The sequence below is a fragment of the Cupriavidus taiwanensis LMG 19424 genome, assembly GCF_000069785.1.
GTDB lineage: Bacteria > Pseudomonadota > Gammaproteobacteria > Burkholderiales > Burkholderiaceae > Cupriavidus > Cupriavidus taiwanensis.
This window is the reverse complement of record NC_010530.1, coordinates 1,968,003-1,984,084: the sequence shown is the minus strand read 5'-3', so window position 1 is coordinate 1,984,084 and position 16,082 is coordinate 1,968,003. Positions and strand designations below refer to the sequence as shown.

The 16,082-nt window shown below is 68.0% G+C and carries 14 protein-coding genes; 9 read left to right on the top strand and 5 right to left on the bottom strand.

Going from position 1 to position 16,082, the window contains the following annotated elements:
* Positions 1 to 42: 42 nt before the first annotated feature.
* Together RALTA_RS24405 and RALTA_RS24400 are read right to left on the bottom strand one after the other, a co-directional pair.
* The gene (locus RALTA_RS24405) at positions 43 to 1,509 is read right to left on the bottom strand and encodes an aldehyde dehydrogenase family protein (protein ID WP_012356628.1); all 1,467 of its coding nucleotides are present in this window, start codon (positions 1,507 to 1,509) and stop codon (positions 43 to 45) included.
* Positions 1,510 to 1,537: 28 nt separating this feature from the next.
* Positions 1,538 to 2,659, bottom strand: a complete 1,122-nt coding sequence (locus RALTA_RS24400) for an aromatic ring-hydroxylating oxygenase subunit alpha (protein ID WP_012356627.1) — start codon at positions 2,657 to 2,659, stop codon at positions 1,538 to 1,540.
* Between the two features lie 235 nt (positions 2,660 to 2,894).
* Between RALTA_RS24400 and RALTA_RS24395 the strand changes: the two genes are divergently transcribed.
* From RALTA_RS24395 to RALTA_RS24365, 8 genes are all read left to right on the top strand, one after another.
* The gene (locus RALTA_RS24395) at positions 2,895 to 3,908 is read left to right on the top strand and encodes a helix-turn-helix domain-containing protein (RefSeq protein WP_041232616.1); all 1,014 of its coding nucleotides are present in this window, start codon (positions 2,895 to 2,897) and stop codon (positions 3,906 to 3,908) included.
* A 222-nt stretch (positions 3,909 to 4,130) separates the two neighbouring features.
* Positions 4,131 to 4,400: a hypothetical protein gene (locus RALTA_RS30830; RefSeq protein ID WP_242405283.1), complete on the top strand. Its 270-nt coding sequence runs from the start codon at positions 4,131 to 4,133 to the stop codon at positions 4,398 to 4,400.
* Positions 4,328 to 5,455, top strand: a complete 1,128-nt coding sequence (locus RALTA_RS24390; protein WP_242405282.1) for an MFS transporter — start codon at positions 4,328 to 4,330, stop codon at positions 5,453 to 5,455. The genes RALTA_RS30830 and RALTA_RS24390 overlap by 73 nt, the downstream gene beginning before the upstream one ends.
* Positions 5,456 to 5,458: 3 nt before the next feature.
* Positions 5,459 to 5,638, top strand: a complete 180-nt coding sequence (locus tag RALTA_RS24385; protein WP_012356625.1) for a hypothetical protein — start codon at positions 5,459 to 5,461, stop codon at positions 5,636 to 5,638.
* Entirely contained in the window at positions 5,628 to 6,983 is a 1,356-nt protein-coding gene (locus RALTA_RS24380) for an AtzE family amidohydrolase (protein ID WP_012356624.1), read from the top strand. Before RALTA_RS24385 ends, RALTA_RS24380 begins: the two co-directional genes overlap by 11 nt.
* Positions 6,984 to 7,160: 177 nt before the next feature.
* Positions 7,161 to 8,174: a Bug family tripartite tricarboxylate transporter substrate binding protein gene (locus RALTA_RS24375; protein WP_242405281.1), complete on the top strand. Its 1,014-nt coding sequence runs from the start codon at positions 7,161 to 7,163 to the stop codon at positions 8,172 to 8,174.
* A gap of 26 nt (positions 8,175 to 8,200) precedes the next feature.
* On the top strand, positions 8,201 to 9,715 hold the full coding sequence (locus tag RALTA_RS24370; RefSeq protein ID WP_012356622.1) for an N-acyl-D-amino-acid deacylase family protein: 1,515 nt from the start codon (positions 8,201 to 8,203) through the stop codon (positions 9,713 to 9,715).
* 33 nt (positions 9,716 to 9,748) lie between these two features.
* On the top strand, positions 9,749 to 11,086 hold the full coding sequence (locus RALTA_RS24365) for an aspartate aminotransferase family protein (protein WP_012356621.1): 1,338 nt from the start codon (positions 9,749 to 9,751) through the stop codon (positions 11,084 to 11,086).
* Positions 11,087 to 11,126: 40 nt separating this feature from the next.
* Here the strand turns inward: RALTA_RS24365 and RALTA_RS24360 are convergent, their stop codons facing one another.
* From RALTA_RS24360 to RALTA_RS24350, 3 genes are all read right to left on the bottom strand, one after another.
* A complete protein-coding gene (locus tag RALTA_RS24360) occupies positions 11,127 to 12,218 on the bottom strand; it encodes a methyl-accepting chemotaxis protein (RefSeq protein WP_012356620.1) in 1,092 nt (363 codons plus the stop codon).
* A 159-nt stretch (positions 12,219 to 12,377) separates the two neighbouring features.
* Positions 12,378 to 13,700 (bottom strand): MFS transporter, encoded by a 1,323-nt coding sequence (locus tag RALTA_RS24355; RefSeq protein WP_012356619.1) that lies wholly within the window; start codon positions 13,698 to 13,700, stop codon positions 12,378 to 12,380.
* 63 nt (positions 13,701 to 13,763) lie between these two features.
* Positions 13,764 to 14,933 (bottom strand): M20 aminoacylase family protein, encoded by a 1,170-nt coding sequence (locus RALTA_RS24350; RefSeq protein ID WP_025585359.1) that lies wholly within the window; start codon positions 14,931 to 14,933, stop codon positions 13,764 to 13,766.
* Positions 14,934 to 15,054: 121 nt separating this feature from the next.
* Between RALTA_RS24350 and RALTA_RS24345 the strand changes: the two genes are divergently transcribed.
* The gene (locus RALTA_RS24345) at positions 15,055 to 16,014 is read left to right on the top strand and encodes a LysR family transcriptional regulator (RefSeq protein WP_012356617.1); all 960 of its coding nucleotides are present in this window, start codon (positions 15,055 to 15,057) and stop codon (positions 16,012 to 16,014) included.
* Positions 16,015 to 16,082: the final 68 nt, after the last annotated feature.

Below are 16,082 nucleotides of genomic sequence, written 5' to 3'. Positions count from 1 at the left end.
GGGGCGGTGCCGCCGCGCACGCGATTGCGAAGTCGGCTGCGCTCAGGCGCCGAACCAGCCCATCGCCTTCGGGGCGAGATTGATATAGCTGTGCTTGAGCTCGGTGTACTCGTCCAGGCCGATACGGGCCAGCTCGCGGCCGATGCCGCTCGCCTTGTAGCCGCCCCACGGCGCTTCCGGGAAGTACGGGTGGTAGTCGTTGACCCACACCGTGCCGAAGCGCAGCGCGCGCGACATGCGGTTGGCCTTGTCCAGGTCGCGGGTCCACACCGCGGCGGCCAGGCCGTATGGCGTGTCGTTGGCGGCACGCAGCGCTTCGGCTTCGGAGCGGAAGCGCTCGGCAGTGATCACCGGCCCGAAAATCTCCTCCTTCGCAATCTTCATCCCGGCCGTCACGTCGGCCAGCAGCGTCGGTTCCAGCCAGTAGCCCTTCCTGAACACGTCGCCCGCCGGCCGCTTGCCGCCGTGGACCAGGCGCGCGCCCTCGGCGATGCCGGCCTGCACCATGCCGAGGATCTTCTCGTGCTGTTGCGCCGACTGCACCGGGCCCATCTGGGTTTCGCCATGGAAGCCGTTGCCGATCACGATGCGCGGCAGGCGTTCGGCCAGCCGGCCGATGAATGCATCATAGATGCTGTCTTCCACCATCAGGCGCGAACCGGCGGAACAGACCTGGCCGGCGTGGAAGAACGCGGCGTTGAGCGCGTAGTCGACCGCGGCATCGAGGTCGGCATCGGCAAAGACGATATTCGGATTCTTGCCGCCCAGCTCCAGGCCGATGCGCTTGAAGTTGCCAGTGGCGGCCTTCATGATGCTTTCGCCGGCAAACGCGCCGCCCGTGAAAGACACCAGGTCCACGTCGAGGCTTTCGGCCAGTTCCGCGCCCACTTCGGCGCCGCCGGTCACCAGGTTGAACACGCCCGGCGGCAGGTCCAGCTCGGCGATCAGCTGCGTGAAATGATGCGTGGTCAGCGGCGTCAGGTTGCTGGGCTTGATCACCACGGTATTGCCGGCGCCCAGCGCGGGCGCGATCTTCCACGCGGCTTGCAGCAGCGGGTAGTTCCACGGCGTGATCAGGCCGCACACGCCGACCGGCTCGCGCAGCGTGCGGCTGATGACATGGTGCGGCGCTTCGTTGACGGCGCCCGATTCCGACGCCACCAGCCCGGCAAAGTAGCGGAAGGTGGCGGCGATATCGCCCATGTCGGTGCGGCTTTCGGTCAGCGTCTTGCCGGTGTTGAGCGATTCCAGATGGGCGAGCTTTTCGGCATCGCGGTCGATCAGGTCGGCGATCTTGTTCAGCAGCCTGGCGCGGTCGCGGATCGTGGTCTGACGCCACGGGCCGTCAAAGGCCCGGCGCGCGGCCGCAATCGCCAGGCGCGCATCGGCGCGGGTGGCTTCGGCGGCCTGGGCAATCACCGATTCGTCGGCCGGGCTGACGATGGCGCGCGTGCCTTGGTCGATGGGCGACTGCCACTGGCCGTCGATATAGAGCTGGGTCTGGATCATTGCTGCGGTTCCGGTTGATCTGGTAGGTTCAGGCGGCCAGGGCGTCGAGCACCATCTGCTGGAAGTGCTGCACGCCGTGCTCGCCGATGGCGGAGGTCTTGTCGTCGGTGACCAGCAGCGGGCCTTGCCCGTTGCGGTAGCCGCGCGACTTCAGGCCGCGCTGCACCGATTCGACGATGCTCAGGTCTTCGGGCTTCAGCACGTTCTTGTAGTACTCGATCAGCTGTTCCTGCTCGGCCGTGGGCGTGCTGTCGCGGAAGTAGAACTCGAAGTGCTGGATGGTGGTGTCGGCATCCACCGGGAACATGTAGAACACGCCGTAGTTGCCGTCGCCCGGCAGCACGTTCAGCGTGACGTTGGGCCACAGCCAGTAGGCGGCGAAGTCGGTGTTGGGGGCGTCGCTGTCATAGGTGAAGGCATCGCTGCCCGAGCGCGTCTGGCCGACCTGGCTGGTGTAGAGGCCGCGCACTTCGTGCTTGTAGGTCTCCATCTTGATCGACTCGACCAGCGCCGGGTGCGCGGTCTGGCAGTGCAGGCATTCCAGGTAGTTGTCGACCACCACCTTCCAGTTGGCCTTCATCTCGTAGGTGAGCTTGTGCGCCGGCACCAGCTTGTCGACGTCCGGGCAGCGTGCGCGGATCTCGTCGTTCAGGCCCGCGGCCAGTTCGGCCAGCGGCTTCGCGTCCATGTCCAGGTTGACAAACACCAGGCCGCAGAACTCTTCCACGCGCACCGGCGTCAGGCCGGCGTTGTCCTTGCAGAAGCCCGGCACGTTCTCGGCGTTGCGCACGTGGATCAGCTTGCCGTCCAGTCCGAACGACCAGGCGTGATAAGGGCAGGTGATCACGTTTTTCGCCTTGCCGGCGCCATCGGCGAACAGCTCGTGCGCGCGGTGCGGGCACACGTTGTAGAACGCGCGCAGCACGCCGTCGCGGCCGCGCACCACGAAGATGTTCTCGCCTGCCACCTGGGCGGTGGCGTACTGGTTGTTCTCGGCCACCTGGCTCTTGTGCATCACGCACACCCAGCTGCGCGCGAAGATGGTCTTCTTTTCCTGCTCGAAGACCTCCTGCGAGGTGTAGTAGTGGGCCGGCAGCGTGTAGGCGAGCGGCGGCGTGGTGCTGCAGGCGGGGGCGGCGGTCTGTTGCATGGGGTGTCTCCTCGTTGATCTTTGGTGCTTTGTTAATTCACTGTCAGTAAATTAAATTACCATCAGTGATGTGAGGGAAAGTCTAGTGAGAAGAGTTGGGGTGTTGCAATTCAAAAAAGCGATTCGAAGTGAAGGGATAATTGTCTTAGCCTATCGATTCGCGTGATTTGCAGCGATGGTGTAAGGTTCGAGTTACTCAATTCACCATCGGTTGAAAAAAAGCGGAGGAGCGCCCATGACCGAAGACACTTTTGCCACGCGCCTGAAGGGGGTGCTGGAAGGCAAAAGGATCATGCTTAAGCAGGTGGCCGAGGCCCTGTCGGTATCGCCGTCGGCCGTGCACAAGTGGACGCGCGGCGGCGAGATCGAATACGAGCGCCTGCTGGCGCTGGCCCGCTATCTGGGCGTCAACTGGCTGTGGCTGCGCTACGGCGAGCAGGCCATTGCCGATCTCGAGGCCAGCACCGCGTCCGACCCGCACATCAAGGAACTGCGCCAGAAACACCTCGCCGAGATCATGGAGAGCGAAGCGCGGATGAAGTTTGCGCAGGAGGTCTCGGGCATCGTCACCTGGGAATGGAACGTGCTGACCGATGGCCTGACCTATTCGTCCAACGACGTCTCGCTATTCGGCCGCCATATCCGCAGCATGGACGATTTCTGGGCCTGCGTGCATCCCGGCGACGTGGCGCGGCTGAAGGAAGTGCTGGCGCGCACGCTGGGCGCGCAGGAGATGCACGAGTGGGAATTCCGCGTGGTGCATGAGGACAACACGCGCTGGATCTCGTCGCGGGCCACGCTGGTGCGTGACTTCGACCAGCGCCCGGTCAAGATGATTGGCGTCAGCCTGGACATTACCGAGCGCCGCCGCGCCGAGGCCGCGCTGCGCCAGAGCGAGGCGCTGCTGGCCAAGGCGCAGCAGATTGCCCACCTGGGCGGCTGGTACTGGAACATCCAGACCGACGACTGCGCCTGGACCGATGAGGCCTATCGCATCTTCGGCTGGGCCCCGCAGGCGTTCAAGGTGACCATGGAGCGCTACCTGGCGTCGATCGTCGAAGCGGACCGCCCGCGCGTGCAGGCCGCGATCCGCGCCGCCATCGTCGACAAGGCGCCGTATCGGGTCGACTACCGCATCCAGCTGCCGGACGGCAGCCTGCGCGACATCCACGAGGAAGGCGAGGTCACGCTGGACGAGCACGGCAACGCGCTGACCATGGTGGGGGCGTCGCAGGACGTTACCCCCTGAAACGGCGGGTCGTACAAGGGGGGCGGGCACGGGCCAGATCATGACAGGGCGGCAGGCATTGCCGCCCTGTTTCATTTGGGCGCGTCGTTTGCGGCACTTGGAGCTCGGAAAGTATCGTTTGTTTCAGTGTTAACCATGACTGGAACATATGTTTCAGGCTCGGCTATGATGGCATCTCCTGGCGCCGGCCCCCGCGCGCCTGTACAAGGAGGAGAAACCATCATGTCCCTGGCCAAGCCAGCCATGCCCCAGTCGCCGGGTCACGCCGGCGCGCTGCCGGACGCTGCAGACACGGCGTTCGCCAAGGTCACGCGCCGCATCGTGCCGTTCATCGTGCTGTGCTACTTCTTCAGCTACCTCGACCGGGTCAACGTGGGCTTTGCCAAGCTGCAGATGCAGCAGCGCTCGGGCTCAGCGACGTGGTCTACGGCTTCGGCGCCGGCATCTTCTTCTGGGGCTACATGCTGTGCCAGGTGCCGAGCAGCCTGCTGATCTACCGCTTCGGCATGCGCCGCTGCATGGCGGCGATCATGATCCTGTGGGGGCTGGTGTCGGCCGCCACCATGTTCGTGACCACGCCGGTGGAGTTCTACGCGGCGCGCTTCCTGCTGGGCGTGACCGAGGCCGGCTTCTTTCCGGCGGCGGTGATGTACCTGAACAAGTGGTATCCGGCGGACCGCCAGTCGCGCATCATGTCGATCCTGTTCCTGGCGATGCCGCTGGGCATGGTGCTGGGCGGGCCGGTGTCCGGCGCGCTGATGTCGGTCACGCACGATCTGCACGGGCTCGACGGCTGGCAATGGATGTTCCTGATCGAGGCGCTGCCGGCCATCCTGCTGGGCCTGCTGCTGTTGCGCATGCTGCCCGAAGCCCCGGAGGCCGCGTCCTGGCTCACGCCGGCCGAAGCCGCCACCATCACGCGCACGCTCAGCACAGAGAACGCGAAGAAGAACACACGCTTCGTCGCCGCGCTGAAATCGCCGATCCTGTGGGTGCTGATGGCGATCTGCCTGCTCTTCAATATCGGCAACTACGGGCTGGTGTTCTGGCTGCCCACCATCATCCAGTCGACCGGGATGTCGTCGCCGCTGGAGATCGCGATGCTGACGGCGATCCCCTACGCCGTGGCCTGCGTGGCGATGAACCTCAACGCCGCGCACGCCGAGCGCACCGGCGAGCGCCGGCTGCACGCCGCGCTGCCGCTGCTGGTGGCAGCGGCGGGCATGTGGGCCAGCACGCTGTTCCCGCACGACACGGTGCTGGCGATGGTGTTCCTGACCATCGGCATTTCCGGCCTGATGTCCACGCTGTCGATGTTCTGGAGCCTGCCTGGCCGCGTGCTGGCAGGCACCGCCGCGGCCGGCGGCATCGCCATGATCAACAGCGCCGCCAGTCTTGCCGGCCTGATCGGTCCGGTGCTGATGGGCGGCATCAAGCAGAGCACCGGCAGCATCTCGCTGGGCGTGCTGGCGCTGGCGGGGCTGATGCTGGCCGCGGCGGTTCTGCTGCTGGCAATCCCGCGCCAGCTGATGCAATCGCGGAGTTGAGCCATGGACCTCGCACAAGGCGCCGATGCCGTCGGTCTGGTGGCGCAAGCCGCGGCAAACTTGCAAGGTCCCGTAGGGCGGCAGGATTGCGAGCACGCCGCCGCGCTGCTGGCCGGCATGGCAGCAATGGTGGCGCGCTTGCGCGAGGCGCTGGCGCAAGGGGAAGGGCAGAATGACCGCTGATACCCTGACCGCTGCCGCCATGGCGGCGCAAGTGCGCAGCGGCGCGCGCCGTGCCACCGATCTGGTGCGCGAGGCATTGCAGCGCGCCGAAGCCGCCGCACCGCTCAATGCCTGCTCGGCGCTGCTGGCGCAGGGCGCGCTGGCGCAAGCCGCGGCGCTGGAGCGCCGGCGCGACCAGGGCCGGCCGCTGCCGCCGCTGGCCGGCGTGCCGTTCGTGGTGAAGAACCTGCTGGACGTGCGCGGCCACGCCACCCTCGCAGGCGCCGCGCCGCGTGCGCAGGAGCCGGCGGCCACGCGCCATGCGGATGCCGTCGAGGCGCTGGCCGCCGCGGGCGCGGTGCCGGTCGCGCTGGCGTCGATGGACGAATACGCTTGCGGCGCCACCGGCGAGAACGTGATCGGCGGCCCGGTGCGCAATCCGCTCGACCCGGCGCGCATCACCGGCGGCTCGTCGGCGGGTACCGCTGCGCTGGTGGCCGCGGGCGTGGTGCCGTTCGGGCTGGGTTCGGATACCAATGGCTCGATCCGCGCGCCGGCCGCGTTCTGCGGCATCTGGGGGCTGCGCCCGACCACGGGCCGCTTGTCCCTGGCGGGATGCGTGCCGTATGCGCAGAGCCTGGATACAGTCGGACCGATGGCCGGCAGCGCCGGAGATCTCGCGCTGGCCTATGCGGCGATGCTCGGCATCGACGTGGCCCCGGCGGGGCAAGCCAGTGGCGTGGCCACCCTGCGCGTCGGCGTGCTGGGCCGCGGCTTTTCCGATTTTGCCGAGCCCGCGGTGCAGGCCGCCGTGCGGCGCATGGCGTCGGCCTTCGGCGCGGTGCGCACCATCGACCTGCCCGACGCGGATGCCGCGCGCGATGCCGCGTCGGTGATCTCCGCCTATGAAGTCGGACGCAACCACCAGGCCATGGATTTCTCCGCGCGCCATGGCGGCTACAGTGCCTTCGTGCGCCAGCGCATCCTGGCCGGTCTGGCCATGCCGCGCGAATGGTATGACACGGCGCGCCTTTACCAGTCGGCGTGGCGGCAGCGGCTGCTGGCGCTGTTCGATGACGTCGACTTGCTGCTGGCGCCTTCAACGCCCTACGCGGCAACGCCGATTGGCGCCGAGACCGTCGAAGGTGCCAGCCGCCTCTACCGGCCGCGTGCCGATGCCGGCCACATGACGCGCCCGTTATCGCTGGCGGGCCTGCCGGTGGTGGCCGCGCCTTGCGCGGGCGAAGGCTTGCCAGTGGGCGTCCAGGTCGTCGCCCCGCCGTGGCAAGAGAGCCTGGTGCTGGCGGCGGCCCGTTTTCTTGAGGCGGAAGGATTGTGCAGACGTGCGGTGGCGCGCTCGATGTAACGACTGTTTCATCAATGCGAATCGTCAAAAACCAGCGGTGTGGCGTCATCGTGCCATTCAATTGGTTCGAGTTTCGAATAACTAAGAAACAAATGTTGCATTGGCTGGGGCCGTGCCCCTATACTGACAACGCGGAGCCGGGTCCGGCAATGACGGGATATCGAGATGCAGAATCAAATGCAGCAGCAAATGCAGCAGCAAATGCAGCAGCAAATGCGGCAGCAACGGCGGCGATCCCTGGCCACCCTGTTGTTGCTGGGCGCAGCAGTGCTGGCCGGCCCCGCGGCGGCGGATACCTATCCGTCGCGTCCGATCCGCCTGGTGGTGCCATCGGCGGCCGGCGGCAGCCCTGACGTGCTGATGCGCGCGCTGGGCGCCGAGGCCGGCAAGTCGCTGGGCCAGTCGTTCGTGATCGACAACAAGCCCGGTGCTTCGGGCGTGATCGGCATTTCCGAGCTGGAGCGCGCCGCGCCTGACGGCTACACGCTCGGTTACGCCAACAACGTTACGCTGTCGATCAACAAGAGCACCTTCCGCAAGCTGCCGTACCGGCCCGACGCCTTCGTGCCGGTGGTGCTGCTGTTCAAGGTGCCGAACGTGATCGCCGTCCGTCCGGACATGCCGGTGAAGACCTTTGCCGAGCTGGTGGCTTACATCAGGGCCAACCCGGACAAGGTTACCTACGCCTCGCCCGGGCAAGGCACGTCCGGCCACCTCACCGGGCAGCTGCTGGCCGACAAGGCCGGCCTTGCCTGGACCCACGTCGGCTACAAGGGCAGCCCGCAGGCCGCGACCGATGTCGTCGGCGGCCAGGTCAATGTGCTGATCGACAACATGCCGACCATCCTGCCGCTGATCAAGGCCGGCAAGCTCAAGCCACTCGCCGTCACCAGCCTGGCACGCTCGCCGTTGCTGCCGGCGCTGCCGACCATCGCGGCGTCGGGCGTGCCCGGTTTCGAGGGCGTGGCCTGGGGCGGCCTGGTTGCGCCGCAAGGCACCCACGCCGACGTGGTGGCTAAGCTCAACCACGCCTTCAACCGGGCGCTGGCCGATCCGGCCATCCGCGAGAAATTCGCCGCGCTGGGGGCCGAAACCGTCGGCGGCACGCCGCAGGCGCTGGCCGGCTATGCCGCACAGGAAACCGACAAATGGGCGGCCGTGGTCAGGCAAGCCGGCATTGCGCCGCAGTAGCGCCGACGACCAGACAAGGACTGACAATGGCATCGCAATCCCCGGCGCCGCAACGCGCCGACCTGCTCTTTCGTCACGCCACGGTGGTGGACGGCACGGGCGCAACCCGCCGCACTGCCGATGTCGCGGTCACGGGTGACCGCATCATTGCCGTAGGCGACTGCGCCGGCATCGCCGCCGACCACACCGTCGACTGCAGCGGACGTGTACTGGCCCCGGGCTTCATCGACGCCCATACGCACGACGACGGCTACCTGCTGGTGCACCGGGACATGACGCCCAAGGTGTCGCAGGGCATTACCACGGTGGTGACGGGCAACTGCGGCATCAGCGTGGCGCCGCTGGTCAGCGGCGCGCCCCCGCAGCCGCTGGACCTGCTGGGCCCGCCCGCGCTGTTCCGCTTCGATACCTTCGCGCAGTGGCTCGACGCGCTGCGCGCGGCGCCGGCCAATGTCAACGTGGTGCCGCTGCTGGGGCACTCCACGCTGCGCGTGCGCGCGATGCCGGAACTGGACCGTCCCGCCAATGACGCGGAGATCGCCGCGATGCGCGACGAGGTCAGGCTGGCGATGGAGGCGGGCGCCTTCGGGGTGTCGACCGGCACCTTCTATCCGCCCGCGGCTGCTGCGACCGAGGCGGAGATCATCGCAGTGTGCGGGCCGGTCCGCAGCCATGGCGGCATCTATTCCACGCACCTGCGCGACGAGACCGACGCCATCGTGCCGTCGATCGAAGAGGCACTGCGCATTGGCCGCGCGCTGGACTGCCCGGTGGTGTTCTCGCACCACAAGGTGGCTGGCAAGCGCAATCATGGCCGCTCGGTCGAAACGCTGGGGCTGCTGGCCGAGGCCGCGCGCCTGCAGCCGTTGTGCCTGGACTGCCATCCCTATCCCGCCACTTCGACCATGCTGCGGCTGGACCGCGTGCGCCAGTCCACGCGCACGCTGATCACGTGGTCCACCGGCTACCCCGCGGCGGGCGGCCGCGATTTCCACGAGCTGATGCAGGAACTCGGGCTGGACGAGGAAGCGCTGCTCGCCAGGCTGCGCCCCGCGGCGGCGATCTATTTCATCATGGACGAACGCGACGTCGCGCGCATCGCGCAGTTCCCGCTGACCATCTTCGGCTCCGACGGCCTGCCGTTCGACCCGCGTCCGCATCCGCGGCAATGGGGCACCTTCCCGCGCATCCTGGCGCGCATGGTGCGCGAAGACCAACTGATGACGCTCGAGGCCGCGATCCACAAGATGTCCGGGCTGGCCGCGCAGCAATACGGCCTGGAAGACCGCGGCCGGATTGCGCCGGGCGCGTTCGCCGACCTGGTCCTGTTCGATGCCGGGCGCGTGCAGGACCGCGCCACCTTCGAAGACCCGCTGCAGCTCAGCACCGGCATCGACGGCGTCTGGGTCAACGGCGCGCGGGTCTGGCAACAGTCCGCGCAGGACGGCGCCGGAGACACCGCCGGCAGCGCGCTGCCCGCATTCTCCGGCCGCGTGCTGCGTCGCCTTGCATCCGACAACCCTTCCGCCGCGCGCCGCTGACGCGCGGCCAGGCACTGCCACCACCACCTCATCATGACCCACGTATTCCATCGCAATCCGCGCCAGCAGTTGCCCGTTGCCGTCGCCGGGCAGGGCATCGAACTGATCGACAGCACCGGCCGGCGCTACCTGGACGCCTCCGGCGGCGCCGCCGTGTCGTGCCTGGGGCACGGCCATCCGCGCGTGATCGAGGCGATCAAGGCGCAGCTCGATACCATCGCCTATGCGCACACCTCCTTCTTTACCACCGAGGTGTCGGAGGCGCTCGCCGAAACCCTGGCGCAGGCCGCGCCTGGCGATCTCGATCATGTCTACTTCGTCTCGGGCGGCTCCGAGGCGGTGGAATCGGCGCTGAAGCTGGCGCGCCAGTACTTTGTCGAAGTGGGACAGCCCGCGCGCCGCCACTTCATCGCGCGCCGCCAGAGCTATCACGGCAATACGCTCGGCGCGCTTGCCATCGGCGGCAACGCCTGGCGGCGCGAGCCCTTCCTGCCGTTGCTGGTGCCGGCGCACCACGTGTCGCCTTGCTACGCCTACCGCGACCGGCTGGCGGGCGAGACCGATGCGCAATACGCGCAGCGCCTGGCCGACGAACTGGAAGCGAAGATCCTGGACCTGGGACCCGAAAGCGTCGCCGCGTTCGTCGCCGAAACCGTGGTGGGCGCCACCGCCGGCGCGGTGCCGCCGGTGGGCGACTACCTGAAGCGCATCCGCGCGGTGTGCGACAAGTACGGCGTGCTGCTGATCCTCGATGAAGTGATGTCAGGCATGGGCCGCACCGGCTACCTGTTCGCCTGCGAAGAGGACGGCGTGGTGCCGGACATCGTCACCATCGCCAAGGGCCTGGGCGCCGGCTACCAGCCCATCGGCGCGATGCTGTCTACGCGCCGGATCTATGACGCCATCGTCGGCGGCAGCGGCTTCTTCCAGCACGGCCACACTTATATCGGGCACGCCACCGCTTGCGCCGCGGCGCTGGCGGTGCAGCGCACCATCGCCGAAGACAAGCTGCTGGCCAACGTGCTGGCTCGCGGCGAGCAATTGCGCACCCGGCTGCGCGAGGCGCTCGGCGACCACCCCAACCTGGGCGATGTGCGCGGACGCGGCCTGTTCGTCGGCGTGGAATTCGTCGCCGACCGCGACAGCAAGGCCACGCTCGCCCCCGCGTTGAAGACGCATGCGCGGCTGAAATCCGCGGCGATGCAGAACGGGCTGCTGGTCTATCCGATGGGCGGCACGGTGGACGGCGTGCATGGCGACCACGTGCTGTTCGCACCGCCGTTTATTTGCACGCCGCGGGATATCGACAATATCGTCGACCGCTTTGTCGCGGCAGTGCAGGCGGTGCTGCCGGTGAGTGTTGCGGCGTGAGGCACTGAGAGCCAGCGCGGGCTTGCGCCAGCGCGCACCCCTACAGCCTGAACTCCCCGACCACCTGCTGCAACTCCGTCGCCCGACCGGCCAGCGCCTGCGACGCGCTGGCCGCCTGCTCCACCAGCGCGGCGTTCTGCTGCGTGACGGTGTCCATCTGTGCCACGGCTTCGTTGACCTGGGCGATGCCGGCGCTTTGCTGTTCCGATGCCGCGGTGATCTCGCCCAGCAGCCCGGTGACGCTGGCCACCGCCTGGACGATTTCCTGCATGGTTGCACCGGCCTGGCCGACCAGTGCGGAGCCGCTGTCGACCTGCTGCACCGAATCGTCGATCAGCTGCTTGATCTCGCGCGCCGCGGCGGCGCTGCGCTGTGCCAGCGTGCGCACTTCGCCCGCGACCACGGCGAAGCCGCGGCCCTGTTCGCCCGCGCGCGCTGCTTCCACCGCCGCGTTCAGCGCCAGGATGTTGGTCTGGAAGGCAATGCCTTCGATCACTTCGATGATGTCGGTGACCTTGCGCGAGCTGGCGCTGATCGCCGACATGGTCCGCACCACGTTGCCCACCACTTCGCCGCCGCGCGCGGCGATGCCCGAGGCGCTGGCGGCCATGCCGTTGGCGGTGCGGGCGCGTTCGGTGTTCTGCTGCACCATCGCGGTCAGCTCGCCCATGCTCGATGCCGTTTGCTGCAGCGCCGCGGCCTGCTCTTCGGTGCGTTGCGACAGGTCGGTATTGCCGGCGGCAATCTGGTGCGAGGCGTCGGTAATGGAGTCGGTGGCGGTGCGGATGCGGGTGACCAGGTCGGTCAGCATGTCTTCCATCTCGCCCAGCCCGCCGAGCAGGCGGCCGAACTCGCCGCCCCGGTCGGTGTTGAATTCCTGGCTGAGGTCGCCGGCGGCCACGGTTTCGGCAATGTGGACGGCTTCGGACAGCGGCGCCTCGATGCCGCGCGCCAGCCCCCAGACCGCGCCCACGGCCAGGCATAGGCCCGCCGCGGCCAGCGCGATCAGCAGGCGCCGCGCATCGGCGCCGTCCTGCATGCGCGGCACGGCCACCGCGGTCCCGATCGCCATCAGCGACCACATGGCGCCAAACGCCGCGCCCAGGCGTATGCGAATGCCAAGATTCTGCATCTCTGTCTCCCGTGTCCCAATGCGACCCCATTGCTTAACGGCCGGGAGGGGCGAGAGCTTTAGCCGCTTCTTTGTAACGAAGGCGACCGGCGGTCGGCTGGCCGGCATGGGGCGCCCGCGACGGGGAATATGGGCAATGCGTCCCGGGCTGTCATTGACTCAATCCAGTCGCTTGCCCGCGGTCTCGGGCACCATCGCCAGCCCGACCAGCGAAATCAGGCCGCAGCCGATCACATAGAGCGCCGGCGCACTGGCATTGCCCGTCAGTTCAATGAGCCAGGTGGCAATCAACTGGGCAAAGCCGCCGAATATCAGCACGCCGATGCAATAGACCACCGACAGCCCGCTTGCGCGGATGCGGCGCGGGAACAGCTCAGTGATCAGCACCACCGATGGCACCGTATTCAACACCAGCAGCAAGGCCAGCACCGCGACCACTGCCAGCAGCATCCCCAGCGACGGCCGCGCGTTAAGCAGCATGAAGGCAGGGTAGATCAGCGCCAGCATGGCCACGCGCGACCACAGGATGGCGGGCTTGCGGCCGATGCGGTCCGACAGCCGGCCGGCTTGCGCCGACAGTGCCACCTGCACCAGCGCGGCCACGCACCCTGCAGCCATGCTGAGCCCGAGCGGGATCTTCAGCACCGTCGCCGCGTAGCTGGTCATGTAGTGCAGCACGATGTAGGTCGCCGAGGTGCCGCCTATTGTCACCAGCACGCCGGCAACCACGACGCGTCCGTGCGCACCGAAGATCCCGGCCAGGCCGGCGCCTTCATGGCCCGGCGCGCCGGCGGCCGGCGCCCCGGCGGTTTCCTCCAGGTGGCGGCGAATATAGAGGCCCAGCGGGATGACCAGGATGCCGATGGCGAACGGCACGCGCCACCCCCAGCTTTGCAGGGCGTCGGGCGACAGCCCGTTGGTCAGCGACAGCCCGACGACCGCGCCCAGCAGCACGCTGACGCCCTGGCTGAACAGCTGCCAGCTGCCGTAGTAGCCGCGCGAGTGGTCATCGGCGTACTCCATCAGCAGCGCCGTCGAGGCGCCGACTTCACCGCCGAGCGCGAAGCCCTGCAGCAGCCGCGCCAGCACGATCAGCAGCGGCGCCGCCATGCCGGCCTGCGCGTAGGTGGGCGCGACCACGAACAGCAGCGAACCCAGCCCCATCAGCCACAGCGTCAGCGCCATCGCCGGCTTGCGGCCGACACGGTCGGCATAGAGCCCGATCAGCAAGCCCCCGAGCGGGCGCGCGACAAAGCCCACGCCAAAGGTCGCCAGGGACAGCATCAGCTGGCCAATGCCGCCGGAAACCGGAAAGAACAGCTTGCCGATCAGCACGGCGAAGAAGCTGTAGACCGTGAAATCGTAGAACTCGAGGCCATTGCCGATGGTGATGGCGGCAATCACGCGGCGGCGGGGCGCGGCGCGCGGGACCGGCGCGACGAAGGCGCCGTCCAGCGGCTGCGCGGGAAGTGGTGTCGACATGCGGTGTCTCCATGAAGGGTGGCGCCGGCCTGCGGGCCGGTCTTGGCAGATGGCGGGCGCGGGTCAGCCCAGGTAGCGCTCGACCAGCTTTACCCAGTAGGTGGCCGCGAGCGGCAGGCATTCGTCGTTGAAGTCATAGCCGGGGTTGTGGACCATGCAGCCGCCCTCGCCGTCGCCGTTGCCGACGATCAGATAGCAGCCCGGGCACGCTTCCAGCATGAAAGAGAAATCCTCGCTGCCGGTCAGCGGCGCCATGTCTTCGATCAGGCCGTCCGCGCCCAGCCAGTCGCGTGCAACCTCGCGTGCGAACTCGGTGATGGCCGGGTCGTTGACCAGCACGGGGTAGCGGCGGTCGTAGCGCACTTCGGCGGTGGCACCGAAGCTCTCGGCCTGCGCATGGGCCAGCGCGGTGATGCGTGCCTGCAGCAGGTCGCGCACGCCGGCCTTCAGCGCGCGCACCGACAGGCGCAGCTCGGCGCTTTCCGGAATCACGTTGGGCGCCTTGCCGGCTTCGATCGCGCCGACGGTGACGATCGCCATGTCGAGCGGATTGACGTTGCGCGCCACCACGGATTGCAAGGCCATCACCATCGACGCGCACGCCACCACCGGATCGACCGCCCGGTGCGGCACCGCGCCGTGGCCGCCGCGCCCGCTGACGCGGATCGTGACGGTGTCTGACGACGCCATGAACGGCCCGCCCAGGAAGCCGAACTTGCCGGTGGGATGGCCGGGCATGTTGTGCAGCGCGAACACCGCATCGCACGGGAACAGCCGAAACAGGCCGTCGCGGATCATCTCGCGGGCACCGCCCATGCCTTCCTCGGCCGGCTGGAAGATGACATGCAGCGTGCCCTGGAAGGGCTTGTGTTCGGCGAGGTAGCGGGCGGCGGCCAGCAGCGTCGCGGTATGGCCGTCATGGCCGCACGCATGCATCTTGCCGTCGAGCTTGCTGGCATACGGCAGGCCCGTGGTTTCCTGGATCGGCAAGGCATCCATGTCGGCACGCAGGCCGATGGCGCGGCCCTCGCCATGACGCAGCGTGCCGACTACGCCGGTGCCGCCCAGGCCGCGATGCACGGCATAGCCCCAGCCCTGCAGGCATTCGGCCACGAGGTCGCTGGTGGCGAATTCCTCGAAGCCCAGTTCGGGGTGGGCGTGGATGCGGTGGCGCAGGTCCACCATTTCTGCTTCGATGGCGCGGATGCCGGGCAGGACGGGATCGGGGTGCATGGCGTCTCCGGTAGGTGCTGGCGCGGAATGATGTGTGCCGATCTTATGCAGCGCCCGCACGAGCCGCCAGCCGCAATACTGTTATCCTGACAACTACTGGTTGTCACCCTGCCGGAGACCCATGCCGATGAAACTGCACCAGATCCAGGCCCTTGTCGCGGTGGCCGATGCCGGCAGCATCCGCGCCGCCGCCCGGCTGGTCGGGCTATCGCAGGCAGCGTTGACCAAGGCGCTGCGCGAGCTGGAAAGCGAGGCGCGACTGCCGTTGCTGTCGCGCACTGCCACCGGCGTGGCGCTGACCGAAGCGGGGCAGCGCATGCTGGGCCATGCCAGGCTGGTGGTCGGGCAGCTCGCCCGCGCCAGTGAAGAACTGGCTACGCTGCGCGGCGAAGGGGTGGGGCGGGTGAGCCTGAGCGTCACGCCGTGGGTCATGCTGACGTTCCTGCCGCGCGTGATGCTGCGCTTTCGCGAGCGCATGCCGGGTGTGCAGGTCGAGATCTTCGAAGGACTGACCGCGGTGGCCTTGCCGCGCTTGCGCGAAGGCACCCTGGACTTCGCGGTGGGGCCGTTTACGGCGGCGATGTCCACGCAGGAGTTCGAATGCGAGCCGTTGTTGTCCTATGGCTCATGCGTCATCGCGCGGCGCGGGCATCCGTGCGCGCAAGCGCGCTCGCTGCACGGGTTGCTGGAGCAGGACTGGGTCGTGAACTACACCGCGGCCAGCTACGAACCCTTTATGCGCAACCTGTTCTGGCAGCATGAGGCGCGCATCGACCCGGCCCGCCTGCATTGCGCGCATTCGACCGCATTGCTGCTGGAGTTGGTGCGCAACGCCGGCATGATCAGCTATTGTCCGCAGCCGCTGCTGTTGGCCGAGCCGATGCGGGGCTGGGTCCACGCCCTGCCGCTGGCCGAGCGGTTCGAGACCAGCCGGCTTGGCATCATTACACGCCATAACGCCATGCGCAGCCCCGCCGCGCAATGCTTCACCGACTGCCTGCTGGAGGAAATCCGGCGCCGCGCGCGTTCGGCGGCGCAAAGGGACATCGAGCTGTTCGATGCGCTGGAGGTCCTGTACTGAGCGCACGGCCGTCGCAGGAATCGGGCCTCGGACAGCGGGGGCCAGTGCCCCGCTTGCCGGCCCGGCCG